The 22,392-nt window shown below is 46.5% G+C and carries 18 protein-coding genes, 1 tRNA gene and 1 pseudogene; 9 read left to right on the top strand and 11 right to left on the bottom strand.

Translation table 11 applies throughout. The annotated features are described in order from the left end of the window. Positions 1 to 405: 405 nt before the first annotated feature. The 3 genes from QUB08_RS09125 to QUB08_RS09135 all read right to left on the bottom strand — a co-directional run bounded on the left by QUB08_RS09125 (position 406) and on the right by QUB08_RS09135 (position 1,760). A complete protein-coding gene (locus tag QUB08_RS09125; RefSeq protein WP_333224446.1) occupies positions 406 to 873 on the bottom strand; it encodes a hypothetical protein in 468 nt (155 codons plus the stop codon). Between the two features lie 12 nt (positions 874 to 885). Continuing rightward, complete coding sequence (locus tag QUB08_RS09130) at positions 886 to 1,167, bottom strand: hypothetical protein (protein WP_333157796.1); 282 nt, start codon at positions 1,165 to 1,167, stop codon at positions 886 to 888. Positions 1,168 to 1,580: 413 nt separating this feature from the next. Further along, positions 1,581 to 1,760 (bottom strand): hypothetical protein, encoded by a 180-nt coding sequence (locus tag QUB08_RS09135; RefSeq protein ID WP_333109038.1) that lies wholly within the window; start codon positions 1,758 to 1,760, stop codon positions 1,581 to 1,583. A gap of 59 nt (positions 1,761 to 1,819) precedes the next feature. Here QUB08_RS09135 and QUB08_RS09140 point away from each other — a divergent pair, with 59 nt between their 5' ends. Further along, entirely contained in the window at positions 1,820 to 2,092 is a 273-nt protein-coding gene (locus tag QUB08_RS09140; RefSeq protein ID WP_445300904.1) for a helix-turn-helix domain-containing protein, read from the top strand. Positions 2,093 to 2,170: 78 nt separating this feature from the next. Beyond that, a pseudogene (locus QUB08_RS09145) lies at positions 2,171 to 3,440 on the top strand (RNA-guided endonuclease InsQ/TnpB family protein). A 20-nt stretch (positions 3,441 to 3,460) separates the two neighbouring features. Here the strand turns inward: QUB08_RS09145 and QUB08_RS09150 are convergent. Further along, entirely contained in the window at positions 3,461 to 5,179 is a 1,719-nt protein-coding gene (locus QUB08_RS09150) for a hybrid sensor histidine kinase/response regulator (RefSeq protein ID WP_445300905.1), read from the bottom strand. A gap of 750 nt (positions 5,180 to 5,929) precedes the next feature. Between QUB08_RS09150 and QUB08_RS09160 the strand changes: the two genes are divergently transcribed. The 3 genes from QUB08_RS09160 to QUB08_RS09170 all read left to right on the top strand — a co-directional run bounded on the left by QUB08_RS09160 (position 5,930) and on the right by QUB08_RS09170 (position 8,426). Further along, the gene (locus QUB08_RS09160; RefSeq protein ID WP_333224448.1) at positions 5,930 to 6,976 is read left to right on the top strand and encodes a M42 family peptidase; all 1,047 of its coding nucleotides are present in this window, start codon (positions 5,930 to 5,932) and stop codon (positions 6,974 to 6,976) included. 87 nt (positions 6,977 to 7,063) lie between these two features. Next, positions 7,064 to 7,136 (top strand) — tRNA-Glu (locus tag QUB08_RS09165). A gap of 261 nt (positions 7,137 to 7,397) precedes the next feature. After that, on the top strand, positions 7,398 to 8,426 hold the full coding sequence (locus QUB08_RS09170) for a hypothetical protein (RefSeq protein WP_333224450.1): 1,029 nt from the start codon (positions 7,398 to 7,400) through the stop codon (positions 8,424 to 8,426). Between the two features lie 153 nt (positions 8,427 to 8,579). On the opposite strand, the gene QUB08_RS09175 is transcribed toward QUB08_RS09170, so the two are convergent. The 6 genes from QUB08_RS09175 to QUB08_RS09200 all read right to left on the bottom strand — a co-directional run bounded on the left by QUB08_RS09175 (position 8,580) and on the right by QUB08_RS09200 (position 16,992). Then, on the bottom strand, positions 8,580 to 9,770 hold the full coding sequence (locus QUB08_RS09175) for a beta-glucosidase (protein ID WP_333224451.1): 1,191 nt from the start codon (positions 9,768 to 9,770) through the stop codon (positions 8,580 to 8,582). A 123-nt stretch (positions 9,771 to 9,893) separates the two neighbouring features. Beyond that, a complete protein-coding gene (locus QUB08_RS09180) occupies positions 9,894 to 11,777 on the bottom strand; it encodes a glycoside hydrolase family 2 TIM barrel-domain containing protein (RefSeq protein WP_333224453.1) in 1,884 nt (627 codons plus the stop codon). A gap of 208 nt (positions 11,778 to 11,985) precedes the next feature. After that, positions 11,986 to 12,342 (bottom strand): STAS domain-containing protein, encoded by a 357-nt coding sequence (locus tag QUB08_RS09185; RefSeq protein WP_333224455.1) that lies wholly within the window; start codon positions 12,340 to 12,342, stop codon positions 11,986 to 11,988. A 104-nt stretch (positions 12,343 to 12,446) separates the two neighbouring features. Beyond that, the gene (gene glf / locus QUB08_RS09190; RefSeq protein WP_333224456.1) at positions 12,447 to 13,688 is read right to left on the bottom strand and encodes a UDP-galactopyranose mutase; all 1,242 of its coding nucleotides are present in this window, start codon (positions 13,686 to 13,688) and stop codon (positions 12,447 to 12,449) included. Positions 13,689 to 13,817: 129 nt separating this feature from the next. Next, on the bottom strand, positions 13,818 to 15,119 hold the full coding sequence (locus QUB08_RS09195; RefSeq protein WP_333224457.1) for a glycosyltransferase family 1 protein: 1,302 nt from the start codon (positions 15,117 to 15,119) through the stop codon (positions 13,818 to 13,820). Between the two features lie 835 nt (positions 15,120 to 15,954). Then, positions 15,955 to 16,992: an aldo/keto reductase gene (locus QUB08_RS09200; RefSeq protein WP_333224458.1), complete on the bottom strand. Its 1,038-nt coding sequence runs from the start codon at positions 16,990 to 16,992 to the stop codon at positions 15,955 to 15,957. Between the two features lie 422 nt (positions 16,993 to 17,414). Here QUB08_RS09200 and QUB08_RS09205 point away from each other — a divergent pair, with 422 nt between their 5' ends. From QUB08_RS09205 to dtd, 3 genes are all read left to right on the top strand, one after another. After that, entirely contained in the window at positions 17,415 to 17,816 is a 402-nt protein-coding gene (locus QUB08_RS09205) for a fasciclin domain-containing protein (RefSeq protein WP_333121095.1), read from the top strand. Positions 17,817 to 18,276: 460 nt separating this feature from the next. After that, positions 18,277 to 19,425, top strand: coding sequence for a GTP-binding protein (locus tag QUB08_RS09210; RefSeq protein ID WP_333224459.1), 1,149 nt, complete (start codon positions 18,277 to 18,279; stop codon positions 19,423 to 19,425). A gap of 323 nt (positions 19,426 to 19,748) precedes the next feature. After that, positions 19,749 to 20,204 (top strand): D-aminoacyl-tRNA deacylase, encoded by a 456-nt coding sequence (gene dtd / locus QUB08_RS09215; RefSeq protein WP_333224460.1) that lies wholly within the window; start codon positions 19,749 to 19,751, stop codon positions 20,202 to 20,204. A 225-nt stretch (positions 20,205 to 20,429) separates the two neighbouring features. On the opposite strand, the gene QUB08_RS09220 is transcribed toward dtd, so the two are convergent. Continuing rightward, positions 20,430 to 20,693, bottom strand: coding sequence for a hypothetical protein (locus tag QUB08_RS09220; RefSeq protein ID WP_333224462.1), 264 nt, complete (start codon positions 20,691 to 20,693; stop codon positions 20,430 to 20,432). Positions 20,694 to 20,724: 31 nt separating this feature from the next. On the opposite strand from QUB08_RS09220, the gene QUB08_RS09225 reads away from it, so the two are divergent. Further along, positions 20,725 to 21,951 carry a HetZ-related protein gene (locus tag QUB08_RS09225; RefSeq protein ID WP_333224463.1) on the top strand — a complete coding sequence of 409 codons (1,227 nt, stop codon included), beginning with the start codon at positions 20,725 to 20,727 and terminating at the stop codon, positions 21,949 to 21,951. The last annotated feature ends 441 nt before the right edge of the window (positions 21,952 to 22,392 follow it).

Here is a 22,392-nt window from a genome sequence, read left to right on the forward strand (position 1 = left end):
GCAATATACACAGTTCATGGCTCTGTAACCTAAAGGACACAAACATTATACCAATCACGGTGATTCAGGGCAGTGCCCGAAGACCACACCAATTAAATTAAGTTCTAGTGGGGACTCGATTCGGGAAGTAATTATCAATTAATATCAAATCCGTTAGCATCGGAATAGTAAATTCGAGTTCACTGTTGACGGTTGACAGTGAACAGTCAACCGTCAACCGTCAACCGTCAACATTATTCCGGTGTAACCGGAAATGATATAAGATTAGCTATTTCTGTTTCATTTTTTTGAGGAACTCTTCTTTCTTATAAAAACTGGCATATCACCACAACTCCAGAAGACTTAACCTTCTTTGTGACATCCGTTATATCAGAAGAAAGCGAATCCGTTGGCGAACTTGCTTCTTCAACATCTGCTATATCCTTGAGGGTTGCAGGTTCGGGATGCTAAAATCGAGCCGTACCATTGATCTATTGGTATTTGCTTTCCGATCCGAAATCCTAAGTTTTCAATAATTTGTCGGGTTTCCGCGTGAGTGTGACCAGACCACAAGTGATATTCTAAAGAAAGGTTTTCCACAAGTTGCCAAGTATCTCGCTCTTCAAATAACAGCCATCCTGCAGCTTCGCAGTCTACTTTGGCTAAATCGACGCTACCATCAATTCGCTCGATCGCCCTGCGAAATGATACCATTGGTATTTCGCCGCTTTCGCTAACTGTCGATCGGGTTTTTCCCGAAACTTCCCGAATGTCGAGGACTACTTTACCATCTCGGTCTCCTACTGCTTCCAGAAAATAGGTAAAATTTGCGATTTGAGATTGATGTTTGAGGTAATTTTCCAGGTGGGGATTAGCTTCGTAGGCGTGAATCACGGCTTGGGGAAATCAGTTCCTCGCAGCAATCGGAAATAACCCGACATTGGCTCCAACATCAATAATTGTCATCAGGGATTCAGATAATTGCTCGACTCCGTAGCAGTCGTCTAAAAGCACTTCTATAAATTCTCCGTCTATGCCTTTCTCTGAAGGCACGTTTACTTGATGCAGTTTTCCTGGCAAAATTAATTGTTTTGGTAATTTGAAATTAGCAACTCTGTTAAATTTAATTCCTAACTTTTTGGCTCGAATTTGGCGCTGCACGAGTTGCTGAAGTTTATGGACAAGCATAGGGAGAGATGAGATTTTTTTTAATTTTAAAATAACGTTAGATGATGGAAAAGCCTCTAGGTAATAATTTACATTTTTACCGCTTGTAAATCGAGTTGAATTCTGCTGCAAATTTAACCTGAAAGCGAGAGTTTTAGTCAACAAATCCGGCTGATTACGAGTTTGTTGAGAATGAGCTATATCTCATTACATAGAGTTATTTTTGGGTTCATAAGAAGAGTAAATTGAGAGTAAATATGCTTGAATATATGTCAAAAGGCGCTTCAAAACACGGAATGGAAAAATGTTAGAGTTCGAGGGACTGCTCCCAACAATTGAAGAGTTAGCTAAAGCGCCGAAATCCCCACACTATACCTGTAATCAGGTTAGTGTGGGATGAATAGGCGGGTCAAGGTAGGTACGGAGTTGACCAATTAATTTTCTTCGTCACAGATCAATTTATCAACAAATTCTCTGAGACGTTCAGGCCAGTCGGGAACAGCCTTAAGTTTCTCTTTTTGTCCTTCGTAACCTTTGAATCCGATCGTTTCCTTGTCTAGAGGGCGTTTGAGCCGTTTCTTGGCGCCGAATGTATTATTTTTCTGGAATGGCATTGACACGCGAGTTGACAGTAAGTTAACTTACATATAGCATAATAAACAAAGTCTAGGGAATGAGAACCTCTTACCAGTATCGATTACGTCCAACAAAGTTACAAGCCATTGAGATTGACAGATGGCTGTCAATGATGTGTAGCCAGTATAACTATTTGTTGGCGGATAGGTTTAACTGGTATGAGCAAAACCGTTCTCCCATCAATGCTTGTCCTGTGGTTTGCCACTTACCCCAAATGCGGGACAATCCAGATTACTACAGTCAGAAGAAGACCTTACCTCAACTCAAAAAAACTCATCCTTGGTATTGTAAAACTTCATTGAGTTTATAAGCAATTATAAACAATAATGGTATTATGTTGTAAGTGTTGAATAAGGAATACGCACAGCCTGAAGAACGCAAGTCTCAAATGCAACTAACACAGAGGCACATCATTAAATCAACGTCACACCGTTTCGCCCAAATAGACGAACTAGCTTTCAAGTCCAAAAACCTCTACAATGCCGCCAATTACGTCATTCGTCAGAGCTTTATTTATGGATGGGGTTATGTCAACTACAACGAATTGAACCGATTGATGAAGTCTCATGAAGCATACAAGGATTTGCCTGCTAAAGTAAGCCAGCAACTTTTGATGGTGTTAGACAAAAATTGGAAATCGTTTTTTGAAGCCGTTAAAGCTTACAAAGTTGATTCTTCAAAATTCACGGGTAGCCCAACACTGCCGAAGTACAAAGATAAAGTTAAAGGGCGAAACCTTCTCGTTTACACGATTCAAGCGATTAGCAGCAAACAGTTGAAGAAAGGAATTATCAAGCTTTCCGGCACTGAACTTTCAATTAAAACCAAACTAAATCCCAACCAGATTTGTCAAGTTAGACTGGTTCCGAAATGTGATTCCTATGTAATTGAGGTGATTTATGATGAGCCGGATCCCACCGTCAATAACGCTACTTCTATAGCTAGTATTGATTTGGGACTGGATAATTTAGTGGCGTTAACTTCAAATCAGCCGGGATTTATCCCTTTGTTGATTAACGGGCGACCATTAAAATCGATTAACCAGTTCTATAACAAACGCAAATCCCGATTACAATCCCAGTTAAAAGGGCATCGTCAAACCTCACCCAGGATGCAGCGCTTAACTCGCTGTCGCCATCAAAAACTTGATAATTACTTACATCATGCTAGCCGTCTAATTATTAACCTTTTGCTCACCAAGCAGATTGGGACGCTAGTAATTGGCAAGAACGCGCAGTGGAAAACAGAAATCGAGTTAGGGAAGCAAACCAATCAAAACTTTGTTAGTATTCCTCACTCTCGATTAATTGAAATGTTGGAGTACAAAGCTCGGTTGGCGGGAATCACAGTAATTGTGCAGGAAGAATCCTACACATCCCGCTCCAGTTTTTTAGGTTTAGACCCCATTCCTGTTTATGGAAAAACAGAAAAAGAGCCTGTGTTTACTGGTAAGCGGATTAAGCGGGGTTTGTACAAAACGTCGAGTGGTCAGCTAATTAATTCCGATGTGAATGCAGCGTACAATATCCTCAGAAAAGCAATCCCAAATGCGTTCAGCTTTCTTGATAGGGAGCTGCGTAGTTGGGCCAATGCGGGTCGATCCGCTCAAAGTAAAAGTGAAGGGGGAGGGACTTAAAGCCTCCCATGTCTATAAATGACTATACTTTTGCCAGCTATGTCACCACCTGCTTATACGTCCGGTGAGGCTGGCCACCACCGCCACTAACTCGGCAGCATCTACGGGTTTGGTCAAATGCATCTGAAAACCTGCTAATAGTGCCTGCTGACGATCGTCATTCCGGGCATAAGCCGTCAGCGCGATTGCCGGTAGCCTACCGCCCCGCAGCGCTTCAAGTTGACGCAACTTGCGGATCAGGGAGTAGCCATCCTCATCCGGCATCCCAATATCGCTCACTAAAACATCGGGGGTGCGATCGGTTGCGGTTTCGATAATAGTCAAAGCCTCCTTTACCGAAGCTACAGCCATGACATGAGCACCATACTTTTCGAGAATCGTGCTCAGCAACTCTAGCGCGTCAGCCTCGTCCTCTACCACTAAGATTTGTAAGCCTTCAAGGGTCAGCGAGGCCTGCAACCTCCCATTCGCCTCGACTAGCGAGTTTAATGGCTCTGGATCGCTGGGTGGTAGATGGATAATCATCACCGGCAGTTTGACTGTAAAGGTCGTCCCCTGTCCTACCCCTGGACTGACTACCGTTACAGTCCCGCCATGTAATTCTACTAATTGACGCACAATGGCTAACCCTAAACCCAACCCCCCATAACTGCGAGTAGTCGTGCTGTCGTGCTGGCTGAAGCGATCGAAGACAAACGGTAGAAAGTCCGAGCTGATGCCTGCCCCAGTGTCGCTGACAGTAATTTCCACATGGGAATTAACCCGCTGCAAACGAATCTGGACTCGCCCGTCTTTAGGCGTAAATTTGAGGGCGTTAGAAAGTAGATTCCACACAACTTGCTGCAACCTATCGGCATCACCCAAGAGCGGGCCAACTTCAGAATCGAGCACGCTTTGCAGGCGAATTGACTTTGCCTCAGCCGCCAAGTTTACAGACTCAATCGCCGATTCAATCACCGGCACGAGGTTGACAGCACGGACTTGGAGGCGCAGTTTACCCGTGATGATGCGAGAAACATCGAGGATGTCTTCGATGAGCTGGGCTTGAGACTTCGCGTTTCGCTCGATCGTCTCCAAAGCCCTCGCCACCTTATCCTCACTCAGGGTTCGCTGCCGTAACATCGTTGACCATCCTAAGATGGCGTTGAGAGGAGTTCTGAGTTCATGAGAAAGAATCGAGAGAAACTCATCCTTGGCACGGTTGGCTGCCTCTGCCTCTGCCCGAATTATTTGTTCGCGCATCAATAATTCGTCTTTGGTGCGATTAGACGCTTCCAATTGGGCGGTGCGTTCCTGCACCCGTTGCTCTAGCTCGACATTAATCGCCTGGATACGGCGGCGACTCTCCTCTAGTTCCTGGTTTGTAAGGGCGAGTTGGGCTGGACTGGGCGAATCGAGTGCCACTGGAATTAAGGGAATCAGTAAAAAGGTGAACGTATAGAAAGACCAAGCACCAGTGACTGCTTTGATCAGTCCTGAAACCCAGTAGATAGGGTTCCAAAGTGTCACTACTTCCATCAGGTGGGTTGTGCCACATAGGGCAAAAATAAAAAAGAAACCCACCAGCAGCATCACCGTCTGGGCAGGCAGATCCTTACGCTGATTCGTAAAGTAAACAATGGCAAACGCCACCGAGTAATAAGCGAGGACAGTCACTGCATCTGACGTTATGTGCAGCCAGACCAACCCGGGTTTCCAGAGGTAACAATGCCCGTGAGGAATAAAATTAGTTGAAAAGAAGGTACTCAAGAGGTCAGGCATATTAGTTTACGGCATTGTCAAGTTAATTTAGGGTGTCTCATCAATTCAACCTGATGACTGCAGCAGCGAGAAGAATCGCACGCCGGAAAGTTCACCGTCTGGCGGGTGATAGCGCGTCGCGATTGCCCGATACTGCTTGATCTTGGCGAAAAATTTCTCCATCAAATGACGGGCTTTGTACAATTCCGTATCATAAATTCCCAGGGTCTTGCGGTGGCGAGGTGAAATTACCAGAAAGAATTGGTTTAAAGCCCCAAGCCTGATCGGGAAAAATTAAAAGAAGACTATTCATTACTCCAATCCTCTTCCTTCCAGGTAGAGGTCGCCCTCTTGCGGTCAACTGTCAACTGTCAACTGTCAACTGTCAACTGAAAGCGCTCTTCTCCTCGGCATTGAGGGGGTATATCACACCCCGATCTGGATCATAGCCCTTGTTAGCCAGCAGTGTATTCGCCACCAGCAACGGCTGCAGTTGGTCGGATACTTCTGGCGTCACCAGCTTGTCCGGGGGTGAGGTGAAACTCCAACGGATTGCCCAACGCATCCATGCGCTCGCATGAATCTTGTTACTCAATCCCCATTTGCTGTGTCCCATTGCTTCATCTCTAGGTTCCTCAAAAAGCTCAGCAAAAAGATGTTTCTTTCAAGTGGGAAAATGCCTGAATTAAAACTAACTGTACCGCTGGGGAAATAGAGAGTAAATCTGCTTTAATATATGTCAAAATTCGCTCCTAAAAACGAAATTCAAAAATGTTAGAGTTCGATCGCCTGTTCCAAACAATCGAAGAATTAGTAATGCTGCACTCACCCAGCGGTGCGGAATCGGAAATTAACCAGCGGTTGATGGAAAAATTCGCCGCCCTGGGAGTGAATGCTTGGATCGATCGCGCGGACAATGCGATCGCCCTAATTAAGGGTCGCAATCCCGAAAAGTCGATCGCCATTACCGCCCACAAAGACGAAATTGGCGCCCTAGTTAAAACAATAGGCGAGAGTGGCCGGGTGGAAGTCCGCAGATTGGGCGGCGCATTTCCTTGGGTTTACGGGGAAGGCGTGGTGGATTTGCTCGGAGACAAGCAAACAATTAGCGGCATTCTCAGCTTCGGTTCCCGCCATGTTTCTCACGAATCTCCTCAGAAAGCTCAGCAGGAAGATGTTTCTTTAAAGTGGGAAAATGCCTGGATCGAAACTAAGTGTACCGCCGAGGAATTAGCCGAGGCCGGAATTCGACCGGGCACGCGGATGGTGGTGGGAAAGCACCGCAAGCGCCCGCTGCGGTTGAAGGATTGGATCGCGAGCTACACTCTGGACAACAAGGCTTCAGTGGCGATTTTGCTGGCTCTGGCGGAATGTTTGAAAGAGCCTGCGGTGAATGTTTATTTGGTAGCGTCGGCGAAGGAGGAGGTTGGGGCGATCGGAGCTTTGTATTTCACCCAGCGCCAGCCGTTGGATGCGCTGATCGCTTTGGAAATTTGCCCTCTGGCACCGGAATACCCGATTCGTGACAGCGAAAACCCGGTTTTGCTGGTTCAGGACGGCTACGGAGTCTACGATGAAGGATTGAACGCCCAATTGCGCGCAGCAGCCACAGCAGCCGATGTAGAGGTGCAGTTGGCGGTAATTAGCGGTTTTGGGAGCGATGCTTCGATCGCCATGAAGTTCGGCCACGTAGCCCGCGCCGCTTGTTTGGCTTTCCCCACCCAGAACACCCACGGCTTTGAAATTGCTCATCTCGGGGCGATCGGCAATTGCGCCGCCATCCTCAAAGCCTACTGTGACGAGCTTTGGGACGAGTAGAAAAAAAAGTTTCGCAAAGTAGTTGACAGATTGGGAAAGATTAGTTAAGGTAATAAAGGTGCGGAACACAAGCAAACGCAACGACGCGCCCCCATCGTCTAGAGGCCTAGGACACATCCCTTTCACGGATGCGACGGGGATTCGAATTCCCCTGGGGGTATTGAAAATTTAACTCTGATATCAAAGTGATATCTAGTATGTAGGGTGGGCATTTTGCCCGCCCTTATTGCTTTAGGACTTACGCACGGGTAGCCAGAAACCGGTTTTTTGCTCAGAAGACGGGTGAGAACCCGCAGCAACCGGCTTTATTTAGTTTGGTTCCTGGTGCATCGTTGAGCGATTTACCCCGGATTATTGAGCGGATACATAGGCTCAATATAGTTGAACACTTAGACAGCCAATAGCAGCAAAGCGGAGTGCGATGTACATACCTGTTACTTTCGACGGCGGCATCCAAAGGAACGAAGCAGTAGAAATAAAAGTCAGAAACTTTAAAGACTTAAACTTACAGGAAAGACATATTGAAGAGTTCTTACGCAAAAACATTAATTTGCTCTTTGGGGATGACCAAACTCTTCTAGTTGTAGGTCAACAAGTTCGTAATGCGAGTAACGGGATTAGCGACCTGACTGCCATTGATGCAGATGGCAATATTGTTCTAATCGAGATTAAACGCGACGTACAAGACATCAAAGCCAGAAAAGAACCTTTTGAATTTCAAGCTATCAGGTATGCCGCGAGTTATGCCAAAATTTCTACACCTGAATCCCTTGTAGAGTTGGTCTATAGTTCGTATATCGAGATCCACAAATATGAGTATGAATTAGGTGATTTGACCTCTAGTGAAAAAGCGAGACGAGAGTTGAATAAATTCTTGTCAAGCAATGACGCACTCAAAACCTTTAACAAAAAACAACGAATAATACTTATAGCCTCATCCTTTGATGAGCAAACCCTTTCTGCTGTTGCTTGGTTGATTGCAAATGGGGTAGACGCAATCTGTCTTAATATCACTCCTGTTTTTATGGGAGAGCAAGGTTTTTTGAGGATTGAGAAAATTTTGCCTCCGGCACAACTGGATGATTTTTACGTGGGTTTAGCCGGAGAAGGTTCTACAATCAAGGAAGAAATTATATCCACTGATTCTGGCTTTAATAGAACTTGGCTACCTCGAATGGACAAGTTGTTTGAATGGGAATTAATCAAAGCTGGGGATAGCATTGAAATTAAAGAGTTTGAAAGCTCTGAAGCTATAATAATTGATGATACATTGGTCAGATTTAATGGGGAAGAAATCTCCTATAATAATTGGGGAAAGAAAGTTACTGGTTGGTCTTCTATAAATATTTATGAATGGGCAGTGCTTAGTTCGACTAATAGAACCTTACATGAACTAAGGAAGGAAAAAATGGCAGAGTTGGAAGCCAAAGGCAGTCCATGGGAAGAATGAGACTAGCGGTTGTAGAGCTATTTGCTTTCTTAAAGCAGCTCAAGGCTTTTTTCGGATATTGCAGTCGATAGAACGGACACGAGATCAGACTATTAATTAGATTAACAGCTTAAGGTGCGCCGCAGCGCACCCTAAAGAATTAGATCGCAGCTATCAATTCTGCGACTTCAGCAACGGTTCAATCTGCTGCCTTTGAAACTGCAATTCATCCGCCAAAGGCTGGTAAATTTCCCGATCGCCCGATTCATTGCAATAATCCCACAAACCATTGTAACAGTGCCTGTCGTCATCCCAACCCGGATGGTTAACAATCGGATACAAGCAGATTCCCTCTATCGGAACTCCTGCTTTCATCGCCGCCATTACCTCAGTGCACACATAATTAAACCAGACAGGTCTAAAATCGTCTTCAGTGCCTGTTTCTGCTACGAATAAGGGGCGGCCGTAGCGCTCAAACACTTCTTGCAGCAGTTCGCGAAACGGGCGGTACAGCGGATCTGTGTATTTCATCGGCTCTTCATTATGAATCCACTGATTGCGATCGTAATAATTTACCCCAATAATATCGAGATATTTTTCCTTACCGCCGAGCTCTGGGCGAAAACGTCCAGCCAACATATCCCAAGCTTGATATTGAGATAAGCGATAACCTTCCGCCGCGTCCCGATCCTCCGGTTTATCAGGATCGGCAATAATGTTAATTGTGGGATCGATTTGAACGATGCGGGTGCTGGGATTGACTTCCCAAACTGATTCTATCGCTGCGATCGCAGCTTTGATTAACTGGATTTTGAGCTCGTCTCCCCGCCCTTTTGCAAACGGATTGATGTAGGCGACATCGCCGCCTGCCCAAGCAATAAATGAAATTTCATTAACAGGTGTCACGAAAGGTGTTTGATCGGTTTCCTCAGTTAGCACTTCCATAAAAGCGCGCACCATGTTTGCAAACCTGGACACAAATTCGGGACTGAAAATATCAATATCGTCGGGCCAGCCGTAGTGAAACAAATCCCAAATTACCTGCATCTTCATGTCGCGGGCGGCACGAATGATGGGCAGGGAACTGGAAAAATCGTATTTTCCGGGCGACTGTTCAATTAAGTGCCAGCGGAGGCCTTCGCGGACTGTGTAAATGCCTTGCTGCTGCAAGCGTTGGTAGTCTGCTGCTGCAAATTTATCGTGACCGGTGGCGGCTGTGACATCGAGGCGTTTTCCAGATTGCACTCTGTGGGTGGAACATTCAAATCCGCCCATGAAAAAACTTTGAAACATCAATCGAATGGGTAATGGGTAATGGGGCATCGGGCATTGGGCATCGGGCATCGGGCATTGGGCATTGGGCATTGGGCATTGGGCATCGGGCATTAGGAATTTAGAAATTGGTAATTGTTAGCAATTAACTAATAACTAATAACTAATAACTAATAACCGATGCCCCATGCCCGATGCCCCATGCCTCATTCCCAATTAACACTGAGTAATAGCTTGGGGCTGTGAACTTTCTTCGGGAATATCCCAGCCGAGAGTTGCCGCAGCCATCACCTCTAGGGGAAACTTGGGAGTGCGATCGGCATACAGCAAACCGTTAGCTTCTTGGAAAGTATCGGTTAACTGCGTGTAACAAAATCCGCTGAACATTTCCACTCGGTTTACCACCTTCAACAGCGCGGTGTAGCGCTTTTGCAGTTCCTTCGTGTCCGACGCGCGCACGTAGCCCCAAACTCTGTAAAAATCAGGGTTTTCGCGACCGGCGCAGGCGATACCACCGAATTCTGTCAGCATCATCGGCTGTCCTTGGTGCGGGTGGCCGTCGAGGGTGAGGATGCGCCCTCCCGGACGCCCGCGATCGAACAAATCGGCTAGCTGGACTTCGGGCCCGTAGCGCTTGGCTAGGGTTTGCGGATTGTTGTCGTAGTCGTGAATCGCCAGGATGTCGGTATCGATGCTTTCCCAGCCGTCGTTACCGATGACGGGGCGAGTCGGATCGAGGGTTTTTGTCAAGAAATACAGCGCTTGCACGTAGTTGCGGTGGGCTGCGGCTTCGACTAAATTCGGAACTCCCCAAGATTCGTTGAACGGCACCCAGACTACGATACAGGGGTGGCTGGCGTCGCGGTCGATGACTTCCGTCCACTCCCGCGTCAGCCGTTGCACGGCTTTGGGAGTGAAGCGGTAGGCGCTGGGCATTTCTTCCCAAACTAGGAGCCCCAGCACGTCAGCCCAGTACAAAAATCGGGGGTCTTCGATTTTTTGGTGCTTGCGGACGCCGTTGAAACCCATTGCTTTGACTAATTCGACATCCTGCCGCAAAGCTTCGTCTGAAGGGGCAGTCATCATGGTGTCTGGCCAGTAACCTTGGTCGAGCACCAGTCGCAAATAGTAGGGGCGGCCGTTTAGCATGAAGCGATCGCGCTGGATGCTGACCGTCCGCATCGCGGTATAAGATTTAACCTCGTCGAGCAATTTGCCGTCCGCCCACAACTGTACTTGAGCGTTGATTAATGTCGGTTTTTCGGGACTCCACAGCAATTCGTTGCGGTAGTCATCGATACCAGGGTCTGAGAGGGCGATGCGGCGGTGGATTTCGCCGTTGATGACTTCGTAGGTGTCGTTGACCAGCAGCATACAGCCGATCGACAGTTTAACTTTAATCTGGATTCCCGACTGGCGATCGCCCGCGACAAACGCTTCAAAACCGATTTCCCAGCGTTCAAACTGGGGAGTCCAGCGGATGCGCTCGATATAAGTGTGAGGCACCAATTCTACCCAGACTGTCTGCCAAATGCCTGTCGTGCGCGGATACCAAATACTGTGCGGCTCTATTTGCCAGTCTTGCTTGCCGCGCGGTTGCTCCAAATCTTGCGGGTCGTCCTGGGCCCAGACTGTCACCCGCTGCGGCCCGTTGAGGTTCACAAGTGCTGTAATGTCTGCGGTGAAAGGAGTGTGTCCGCCTTCGTGTTCGATGACAAACTGACCGTTCACCCAGACGCGGGCGCGGTAGTCTACGGCCCCAAAGTGGAGGAGAACTCTGCCTTCTGTGTGGGGTACGTCAAATTCGCGTTCATACCAGCAGTTGGCGTGAAAATTCGTGTCGCCGATCCCGCTTTTTGCCGATTCTGGAGCAAACGGCACTTCTATAGTGTGAGTCCACTCAGAGATATCGATCGGCTGCACGCAGTGGCCTGCGTCATCGTAAGCAAATCTCCACTGACCGTTGAGACAAATCCAGTTGCTCCGGCGCAATTGGGGGCGCGGATAACCTGTTTTCCGTCCTTGAACTGTCACCTTACTATCAAGAGTTGCAGACTCTTCTATTTCACAATTTTCTAGTTCTCTACCTAACCAACTCATCGGCACATCTACCCAAAGTTATATTTATAGGTTAGCTACAATTACCCCGACTTTGACAAGTTTTTTGCTGATTAATTTGCAAAAGTTCTGCACCTTAAAACAGCCTCATCAGAAGGCTCTCTTGTGCTGAACTCATTAATCAGAAGAAAGAAGAAAAAACCAGGAAGATTTTTCCTATACCCCCCTCTCCCCCTCTCCCCCTCTCCCTCTAGCTAGCAAGACTTTGCAAACCTCCTAATGGTTCAGTTAGCTCACTTGTGAGAGAAAATTCTTCGGCAAACGGCAAACAATGAAATATTTGCTGTAGTCCCGTGAGTTCAAATAGAATTCTAACTTGTTCGCTCATGGCAGAGATCAAAAGTATACATTGGCTGTCTCTAACTAATTTCACGATCGCGACTATAGCCATTAACTCGGGATTTTTCAGGAAATTTATTTTAGAGAAATCCAGCATAATAATTTTGCCACCGCTGGCGATTAGGCGCTGTATTTCTTTCTGAAACTGAGCAAATTGAGAATTTTCCAAAACCTCATGAGACAAAACAATTTTCACTAGAACGTTCATTTTTACCTCAATGCTTGTTTGAATTATTAAATAACTTATGATGAAAACCGAGTAAGGTGCTCCGTCGGCACCTTACCTTTTTACCCGTAACTCGCAGCTTCCAGCTACTTGGTAGCAGATTTGCCGTTGCCGTTGCCGTTGCCGTTTTTGACAGCAGCGACTTCTAGAGAAGCTGCGCCGGGGCGATGGGCAACTCCATTGGAGGAGCTGACATTAGAGGCAGAAGCGTTAACATTTTCTACCAATTCAATCACCGGCTTGGTAGTAATTTGTGTGTAAGTTGTCAGAGCTTGAGCGACCACTTGATCCATGTTGTAATACCTGTAAGTCGCCAGCCTTCCCACGAAAGAAACTCCCGGAGTTGCATCAGCCAAAGCCTTATATTTCTTGTAAATTTCGGCATTTTCTGGACGTGGAACCGGGTAGTAAGGGTCTCCCTCCGCTTGGGGATATTCGTAGACAATGCTAGTTTTTAGATGCTCTTGTCCGGTGAGGTATTTAAACTCGGTGCAGCGAGTATATAAATGCTCGTTGGGGTAATTTACCACCGGTGCTTCTTGGTGTACGGGTACGTTCAGTGTTTCGTGCTTGAATTCCAAGGAACGGTAAGGCAGTTTGCCGTAGCAATAATTGAAATAGGAATCGACTGGCCCGGTGTAAATCATTTCTCCGTAAGGGATAAAACCCTCAATCTCTCGGTAGTCGGTATTCAGCATCACCTTAATGTTTGGGTGAGAGAGCATCTTTTCAAACATCCGAGTGTAGCCGTGCAGCGGCATTGCTTGATAGGTATCGGTAAAATAGCGATCGTCCCGGTTAATGCGAGTGGGAACGCGCGCAATCACTGACTTGTCGAGTTCTGAGGGGTCCATTCCCCACTGTTTGCGGGTGTAGTTACGGAAGAATTTCTCGTAAAGTTCGCGGCCGACTTTGCTGACAACTACATCTTCAGAAGTGCGAATGTAATCTTTTGGTTCTGCTACTTTCGCGAAGAAATCTTCTACTTCAAATGAGGTGAGATTCAGTCCGTAAAGTTTGTTTACGGTGTTGAGATTGATCGGAATTGGCAGCAGTTGACCGTCAACACTGGCGAGGACGCGGTGTTCGTAGGGTCGCCACTCGGTGAACCGCGAAAGATACTCGAAAACTTGGCGCGAATTGGTGTGAAAAATGTGGGGGCCGTATTTGTGTACGAGGATGCCATGATTGTCGTAGTGATCGTATGCGTTACCGCCGATGTGGTTGCGGGTATCAATTATCAGGACTGTTTTTCCGGCTTCATTTGCTAGTCTTTCGGCAATGACGCTACCTGCAAATCCGGCTCCGACGATTAAATAGTCAAACATTGAAACACCTCTAATTGTGGGTAAGGGTAAGGGTAAGGAATAATGGGTAATTGGACATAAAGCGAGGAGTGTTGAGTGTTAATTTTTGAATCCGTAACGTGTAACTCTTTAACTTCAACCTCAACATTCCTAACTTAAAACTTTCATCCTGCCTTCGGCTTTCTGCTTTTTATCGTCGATCGCACTTTCGATCAACGCCAGCATTTCGCCCCAGGTATTGTCCCAAGAATTGTCTGCTAAAAAGGCGTCTACTTCGCTCAGCCACTTCGTGCGAACGTCCGAACTTTCGCTGAGGATTTCTTCACCACAAGCAACGAATTCTTCAGAATTGCTAGCAATCCTAACCAAGCCGTTTTCTCCGTAGGGCCGCACCACGTCGCGGATAGGAGTAGAAATCACCGGTTTGCCGGCAGCGAGGTATTCTGGAGTTTTCGTGGGACTAATAAACTTAGTCGATTCGTTAATCGCAAAAGGCAGCGTGGCGATATCCCACCCGCCAAGATACGCTGGCAGTTCTTGATAAGATTTGCCACCGAGATAGTGGATATTTGGGTGAGTTGGCAGAGTTGCCGGATCGATTTTCACCACCGGGCCAATGATGACTAAATGCCAGTCCGGCTTTGCTTGGGCCATGCCCGCTAGCAGTTCGATATCCATGCGTTCGTCTATGACGCCATAAAATCCCAAACGCGGGTGAGGAATGTCTTTTTGATCCGCTGGTTCTTCTGAAAGATTCCTGGCTGTCGCAAAGTGTTCTTTTTCGATGCTGCTGGGGAAGGGGTGAATGTTTGGGTGCTGGTGCTGTTTGGCTTCGTAAAGGTTGTGTCCCCCGGTAAATACTACGCTAGCGCGCTTTAATAATTGGTTTTCATTTGCTTTTAAATCCGGGTGCGCGCCTTGGAATGCTGACAGTTCATCCATGCAGTCGTAGACTACAGCTAGCGGCTTTAAGTGGCTTGTGAAACTGACAGCCATTGGTGTGTAATACCAGAGGATGTACTGGCTAATGTCTGCAGCTCTAAACAAATCATCTAGCATGGCCTGCTGAGCAGTTTGTGCTGTTGCTTCGCTGGTTCCTTCGCTCAGGTGCGGTACTATTACCCAGACTCCGCTTTCGTGGATGCTGACATCAAGCCACCAATCTGTAGCCGCGGTAAACACAGGTTCTTCTACAAAGAATACGCGACGAGTTTTGGCACAGCGACTCAAGAGATGTTGCGGACGCTGATAGACAAAATTCCACCGCAAATGAGACACGCAAACTAAATCTGGTGCATCTAAAGCATCAGTTGTTGATAAGTTGGCGCGCAATGCGGCCGAGGGTGCGAATTGAGAGGGCGATTTTGCTGGATCTATAGAGGTAAATCGGATCTCCCATGCTGAATTTTTATTGCTATAATTATTGTTTACTGAGTTTTCTGGGGGCGACATATTAGCCTCTGAAATTTGTCAACGAAAATTTGTCAGTTAAAATCCGTCAGTAGGATATATTTCTCAGCAGTGTCTTACTGAAAGTCGCAAGCATCGATCAGAGAGACTTTATTGACGAGCAAGCGCCGCATTCATTAAACCAAACAAACAAAATGTTTAGCAGCGGAAAAATAGACTTATCTGCTTTTTTCAAAAGTGAAAGTTGGAGATAAGTTAATATGGTTAGACTTGCTATTGTTGTTAAATGTAACCCAGTTTTTCTGTGATTACTTCTATCTGAAGGATGAGTTTTATCTCAGAACGCGCTTAGCTTGCATACTGGGTTCAAAAGCCGTTAAAATGCCGATCGAACTTGTGAAATCACTCTTAACTGGCAGGTACGGGGTGAAAAAAGAGCGAGTTTTATTGCATTATTTGGAGATGATAGAAAATTTGCCATCAAGCTTATGTTGCTTTTTGATTTGACAAACCTTGCTGTGTTTTAACTCATCCGATCGCTAACTTGGTAAATTTGTATCCTAATATACCAAGTCGCGCTAGGGATTTCTGACTTCCGATAGATTAATAATTGACAGTTTATTGAGTGAGGTTAAACTCACCGAAAAGTACCTGTCTCAACAATACCACAGAAACTAGGCAACCACAACGATAAACCTAAGATTTTGGGCGAGTCTGTGGGAAGAAACCAAGATGATGACATTTGCGCTGTGGGCGTCAGTTTAACCTCGCGCCCACAGCACAAATGTCAATCATCCCTCTAAGGGCGGGTTCGCCGATATCTGCAATCAAAGGCAAAATATCTACCTAAATCCGCGACTAGAAAATAGCAGCAACTTTAGAGTCGGCGGCTGTCAATTTTGGCGATTCCTCCTCCAAAGGCAAAATCTTGCACCATCGAACTCTTTAAGAAATCGTGGGGGAAACCCAATTCAATAGCGCTTACTTTGTCTAACTGCTGCATTTGTTCGGGAGTTAATTCAAACTCCAAACAAGCGAGATTTTCCTGAAGTTGCGAGAGTTTGCGCGAACCCACAATCGGAATAACTTCGACTGGCTGTTGGATCAGCCAATTTAGGGCTACTTGAGAAGCAGGTTTGCCAATTTCGGCGGCTATTTTGCTAACTTCGTCAGCAATTTTGAGATCTCGTTCGTTAATTTTGCCCGATTCAGGTGAATTAAGCCGTTTAGCTTCGCTGGCGGTTTCTGAAGTGTTATATTTTCCAGTCAGCAAGCCGGCTGCTAAGGGGCTCCAAGCTGTGACGCTAATATCAAAGGCTTTTGCCATCGGTAGCAAATCCCGTTCGGGAGTTCGCTCTTTTAAGGAGTATTCTATTTGTAGGCCGATAAATGGTGTCCAACCGCGCAGGTGGGCGATCGTATTTGCTTGAGAAATAATCCAAGCCGGCGTATCGGAAATGCCGATGTAAAGAACTTTGCCGGCGCGTACCAAATCGTCAAAAGCGCGCATTACTTCTTCGACGGGTGTGGTAAAATCCCAAGCGTGCAGCCACAGCAAATCTATGTATTCAACTTGCAGCCGCTTCAAACTTGCTTCTACTGCTTGTACCATATTTTTGCGGTGGTTGCCGAAACCGTTGATTTCGCCATTCTTCATGTTGAGGCTATACTTAGTGGCAACTACCCATTTTTCGCGATCGGCTGCGATGAACTCACCGACATATTTTTCGCTAGTACCGTTGGTGTAGAGATTCGCGGTATCAATGAAATTGCCGCCCGCTTCTGCAAAGGCGTCGAACATTTTCCGACTTTCGTCGTAGGAACTCCCCCAACCCCACTCTTCGCCAAAAGTCATGGTTCCGAGGCAGATTTCGGAAACGCGAAGTCCGCTGTGACCTAGTAGTTTGTATCTCATGTCACCCGTCCGTTAGTTAATGGTTGTTAACAGTTTAGATCGGGATTTCCCAAACTGTTGCTCTCAGTCGGGGTGGCGGGTTTTTGTGATGTGTTAGCGCTGCGCTGGATGTTAAATGTTTGGCCAAGTTAATCAAAATGCCCTAGCAGGGGTGATGCTGTCTCGCCCCTGCGTTTACTTTCAACACCCTGCTGGGGCGAGCTTTTTACTAATGTATTGAGGATTACACTGCTCAACTAAAATACAGTAAAAGTGGAGAAGTTAAGTCTACCTTTAGATAGGTATTTTATGAAAGGAGTTAAATAAAAAAATCCTATGTTAATAATCAGAAAACCAGACAGAACTAGAGAAAAAATTAATGTAGCTAAATTAACTTTTTAGCGTTATAGTGATTTATAGATTACACAAACTAGGTGACTCACTTGGCTGATATCGTTGATACCGCCGTTTCGGCAGGCTCTTTTACAACCCTAGTTGCTGCCGTCCAAGCCGCTGGTTTAGTAGATACTCTCAAAGGCGCTGGCCCCTTCACAGTTTTCGCGCCTACTGACGAAGCTTTTGCTAAGCTTCCCGCAGGTACTGTAGAAGCACTGCTTAAGGACATTCCTAAGCTCACAAAAATCCTGACTTATCATGTCGTTTCTGGCAAAGTTCTTGCCGCTGATGTGGTGAAGCTAAAATCTGCCAAGACAGTGGAAGGTTCAGAAGTTAAAATTGATGCTTCCAATGGCGTCAAAATTAACGATTCTACCGTTACAACAGCCGATGTTGCTGCTGATAATGGTGTCATCCACATTATTGATTCAGTCTTGCTTCCTGCGTAAGCACAGACTTAGATAGCACAATACTATCTTGAGGGCGGTGGCTGTTGTTAGCCACCGCCCTGTTTTCGTTGATAGTTGAGATTTAAATATTTTACGCAGCTCGATCATTAAAATTATTATAGAGTAGCGGGAATTGGGCGATCGCACTCAGCTTGATTCTGCCCCAAATTTGTCGCTGCTGGATTTACCGGGAAAACTGGTTGCAGCCTAAGTGCGACATATACTCAGGACCAATAATTTATCAAAAAAATAAAAAAGTGCGATCGACCGCGTTAGCAATTGCCGATAATTAGCGGCCCACTTATTTTGCACTCTGGGGCTGATTCCCGGTTGATGCGTAGATATCATGCCACCAAACCCAACATTTATCAGAGAAACTGGGTTGACGAGGCCTTGTCCTAATTAAGATACAATAAGAACCACAAAGAAAGTGCGATCGACATTATTTGACAGTTAAGCTATGCAATCTACAACTCAGTCCGAGACAGAACTGGCGATGGACGTTCCCAAACACGGCTTACCCGTTACAATCATTACAGGATTTCTCGGCAGCGGCAAAACAACCCTGCTCAACCACATCCTGACCAACCAGCAGGGTTTGAAAACAGCAGTTTTGGTAAATGAATTTGGCGAAATCGGCATCGACAACGAACTGATTGTCACCACCGACGACAACATGGTTGAGCTGAACAACGGCTGCATCTGCTGCACAATTAATGAAGATTTAGTTAATGCAGTTTACAAAGTTCTGGAACGTCAAGAAAATCTCGATTATCTGGTAGTCGAAACAACCGGACTCGCCGACCCGCTGCCAGTAGCGATGACTTTTTTAGGCACAGAACTGCGCGACCTGACTCGTCTCGATTCGATAGTTACATTAGTAGACGCAGCTAACTACAGCTTAGATTTGTTCAACTCTCAAGCAGCTTACAGTCAAATAGCTTACGGCGATATAATTATCCTCAACAAAACTGATTTGGTTGAAGAAGCAGATTTAGATTTGTTGGAAGTTAAGATTCGGGATGTCAAAGAAGGTGCTCGAATTCTGCGAACAGTAAAATCGCAAGTTCCCCTACCCCTAGTCCTCAGCGTCGGATTGTTTGAATCGGACAAATATTTCCAATCTGAAGAAACTCCTAGCAGTCACGAACATCACGACCACGAACATCACGAACATCACGACCACGAACATCACGAACATCACGAACATCACGACCATCACGACCACAGCCATCACGACCATCACGGTCACGACCATCACGGTCACGACCACTCCGACCATTTAGAAAATGACGGATTTACCTCAATTTCTTTCCAGAGTGACAAGCCGTTTTCTCTGAGAAAATTTCAATATTTCTTAGACAAACAACTGCCAACAAATGTGTTTCGCGCCAAAGGAATTATGTGGTTTGAAGAAAGTCCCAAACGGCATATTTTTCACTTGAGCGGGAAGCGATTTACGATGGATGACGACGAGTGGAAAGGCGATCGCAAAAACCAGCTTGTTCTCATCGGTCAGGGTTTGGATACTGAGACTTTGCGATCGCAACTCGAAAACTGTCTTTGTATGCCTTCAATCAATCGCGGCAAAGGTTTTGGGAAAAACTAAAGGTTGAAAATTAAACAGAACACACATACGCTGGCTAGAAACCCGGTTTTTTCGTCGAGACTTCGCGGTTAAAACCAAGATTTATCCGAGAAACCGGGTTTCTTTTCATAATTCCTCTTAAAAAGGGAAGTTATAGCAATCCTAAATGATTTGCGTAATTATTGTAGGGGCAATCCGACCCCTACTCCCCGTGGTTGCCCCGATAGATAGGGGGTAGGCACGGGGAGTAGGGGTAGCACTACCCCTACAAATTTATCTGAATGATTTAGGATTGCTATAACCTTTTGATTTTTAGTTTTAAATTTAAGCATTTCTAATTTTCCATGCGAGTCATCATCCAGCGAGTCAAATCATCTCAAGTCGAAATAGACGATCGAATTATTGGCAAAATTGGCCGCGGACTTAACTTGCTTGTAGGTATTGCAGACACCGACACCGAAGCAGAACTCGATTGGATGGCTCGCAAATGCCTAGAATTGCGTTTGTTTCCCGACTCGGCCACGGATACCGGGCGCTGGAACAAGTCGGTACAAGACATCGGCGGCGAGTTGCTGGTTGTCAGTCAGTTTACGCTCTATGGGGACTGCCGCAAAGGTCGGCGGCCTTCCTTTGACCGAGCAGCGGCTCCTGAAAGAGCCGAAATTTTTTATGATAAATTTGTCGAAAAGTTGCGCCAGAGCGGCTTAAAAGTCGAAACAGGCTTGTTTGGAGCGATGATGCAAGTCTCGATCGAGAATGACGGGCCCGTGACTTTGGTATTAGAGAAAGAATCAGGGTGAATTGTTGGCAAACAAAGCTCTCTGTGCTTCTTTCTGATTCCTTCTTCCTTCTTGGATAAGATCAAATTTCCAAATTAACCGGGTTTCCTAACTGCTGTTGCGTAGCTTCTGAAGACATTGCAGTTAGCTACACTCTGCCAAGTCTCGATTCCACAATCTCTAACGGCCAAAACCCCCTCAAATAGCCAGTTATTAGATTGTCCACTCAGCGGCCTCGCAGCACCCTCAGTTTTCCTGGCGATCGCCCCACGCACATAACAGCTCAGAATGCTTGTAAAGTAAGGCTTTAACGGCAATAAAACCAATCTTCCACAGCCAGCGATTAGAATCAGATTCAGCAGCCAAAAACTGTTGCATGAGAGAGTGGAACACTGGCATAACTACGGTTATCTCTACTTCCGTAACATTCAATGTATAGAGAGTTGAATCAGCACAGCAAGCGAAACCGCCAGCAACTGCCGCCTCACTCTCTAACAAATGTCCTCGCACACCCGCTGTGCCCTACCACCAGATAAACGCCATGACTGTCAAAGCTGCCACCAACACCGTCAACTGCAACACCGCTTCTGACCTCAACAGCATTCCAGAACAAACCGCCGAAATCAATTCTCTTCCAAGCATCGATATCCTCGCTTTGGCTAACTTCGCCCTCAAAGAATTGCAAGCGGAAATGAAAACTTCCAGCCGCAGCGCTCAAGCAGTGGCGATGCGGATTGCTAAGGAAGTCGAACGGATTTGCCAAAAAAGCGATCGCATCCAAATTTCCGGCGAAGTTGAAGCTTGGCAAATCACCTTGGCTGAGCACCGGTTGCAAAAAACCCTGCAATACTACCGCCTCGGTTCCAAACAAGGCCGCGTCGAACTGCACTCTCACCTCGCGGCCATGATTTACCGCCATGTTGCTTCTTTCCGATCGAACTTGAACTTCCAAGCTCGCTACAACATGATTGAAGACTTTTTGCAAGGCTTTTACATCGAATCTTTGCGAGCTTTCCGCCGCGAACACCAACTCGATGTTACCTACCAGCCCCGCACGCAGCTAGAATTGGCTGAGTACATGGCTTTCACCGAACACTACGCCAAGCGCCAAATTGGCTTACCGGGCCGCAACCGCCAACGCCTGATCGTGTTGCGTGCTCAAGGATTTGCCAAGGGCCAGCCTCCCGAAACTGCGATCGACATTGAAATGGCTGTAGAATCGGGCAAGGGAGAAGATGCGGAAATTTACAGCCGCTCTCCGGCGCTGCAACAAGTGCGCGAGCAAATGGTATCGGAAACTGTCGATCCGGCTGATGCTGTGCTGCGCGATCGAGTAGTCTCGGAATTGATCGCCTATCTGGAAGCGCAAAATCAGCCAGAATGCGTGAATTACTTAACTTTAAAATTGCAAGACCTTTCGGCTTCGGAAATTGACCGCGTGCTCGGTTTGTCTTCCCGCCAGCGCGACTACTTGCAACAACGTTTCAAGTACCACGTCGAAAAATTTGCCCGCACTCAAAATTGGAAACTCGTGCACGAATGGCTGGGTGCTGATGTGGATCAAAAGCTGGGAATGACTTCCGACAAATGGGAAGCGTTTCGCGCTCAACTGTCGCCGGAAATGCAGCAACTGTTAGAAATGAAGCGGAATCAAGAAAGCGACAAGGCGATCGCCACCGCCCTCAAATGCACTCCCAAACAAGTCCAAAAACGCTGGGCGCAACTGTTGGAGCTGGCTAGCCAGACTCGCAACAGCAGCCAAGCTTAACTGGTACTCAAATATGAATGCAACTGTTTTCTTGAGACTGGAAAATGCGATCGGGTGCGGCATCTACACTGGACTGCCCGCCCCGGCGTCCGCTCTCAACTCAACAAGGGCTGCTACTAAATTATCGCCGCTTTTTGGCAAATTCAATTTATTAAAACAACATTACTTTTTTTAATATCTTTCCTTCCCTGGTTAGGCCGGGGAATTTGTTTTTATTAGTCATTAGTCATCAGTCATCAGTAATGAGGGGTCTGAATTGAGATTACAATCCCCCTGTTGCAGCAACAAGTCAAGCTGCTCCCAGTCCAGTGCCGGCAAAACAACGTCGAATAGCTAGGAATCGTTTGGTATTTCCCCTCGCCTCGACTATTTTGATGCAGCCGTTATTACCAGTATTATCGCGGTAGGCTTAGTCTACGCCTGCTAAAAGTGCTCCACCAA

The sequence above is a fragment of the Microcoleus sp. BR0-C5 genome, from assembly GCF_036705045.1.
GTDB lineage: Bacteria > Cyanobacteriota > Cyanobacteriia > Cyanobacteriales > Microcoleaceae > Microcoleus.

Coding starts and splice junctions, on each gene's coding strand:
- dtd (WP_333224460.1), top strand. CDS start 19,749: ATGCGAGTCATCATCCAGCGAGTCAAATCATCTCAAGTCGAAATAGAC.
- QUB08_RS09210 (WP_333224459.1), top strand. CDS start 18,277: ATGCAATCTACAACTCAGTCCGAGACAGAACTGGCGATGGACGTTCCC.
- QUB08_RS09140 (WP_445300904.1), top strand. CDS start 1,820: ATGAGAACCTCTTACCAGTATCGATTACGTCCAACAAAGTTACAAGCC.
- QUB08_RS09195 (WP_333224457.1), bottom strand. CDS start 15,119: ATGTCGCCCCCAGAAAACTCAGTAAACAATAATTATAGCAATAAAAAT.
- QUB08_RS09170 (WP_333224450.1), top strand. CDS start 7,398: ATGTACATACCTGTTACTTTCGACGGCGGCATCCAAAGGAACGAAGCA.
- QUB08_RS09175 (WP_333224451.1), bottom strand. CDS start 9,770: ATGCCCAATGCCCAATGCCCGATGCCCGATGCCCAATGCCCGATGCCC.
- QUB08_RS09135 (WP_333109038.1), bottom strand. CDS start 1,760: ATGCCATTCCAGAAAAATAATACATTCGGCGCCAAGAAACGGCTCAAA.
- QUB08_RS09130 (WP_333157796.1), bottom strand. CDS start 1,167: ATGCTTGTCCATAAACTTCAGCAACTCGTGCAGCGCCAAATTCGAGCC.
- QUB08_RS09150 (WP_445300905.1), bottom strand. CDS start 5,179: ATGCCTGACCTCTTGAGTACCTTCTTTTCAACTAATTTTATTCCTCAC.
- QUB08_RS09185 (WP_333224455.1), bottom strand. CDS start 12,342: ATGAACGTTCTAGTGAAAATTGTTTTGTCTCATGAGGTTTTGGAAAAT.
- QUB08_RS09200 (WP_333224458.1), bottom strand. CDS start 16,992: ATGAGATACAAACTACTAGGTCACAGCGGACTTCGCGTTTCCGAAATC.
- QUB08_RS09160 (WP_333224448.1), top strand. CDS start 5,930: ATGTTAGAGTTCGATCGCCTGTTCCAAACAATCGAAGAATTAGTAATG.
- QUB08_RS09180 (WP_333224453.1), bottom strand. CDS start 11,777: ATGAGTTGGTTAGGTAGAGAACTAGAAAATTGTGAAATAGAAGAGTCT.
- glf (WP_333224456.1), bottom strand. CDS start 13,688: ATGTTTGACTATTTAATCGTCGGAGCCGGATTTGCAGGTAGCGTCATT.
- QUB08_RS09225 (WP_333224463.1), top strand. CDS start 20,725: ATGACTGTCAAAGCTGCCACCAACACCGTCAACTGCAACACCGCTTCT.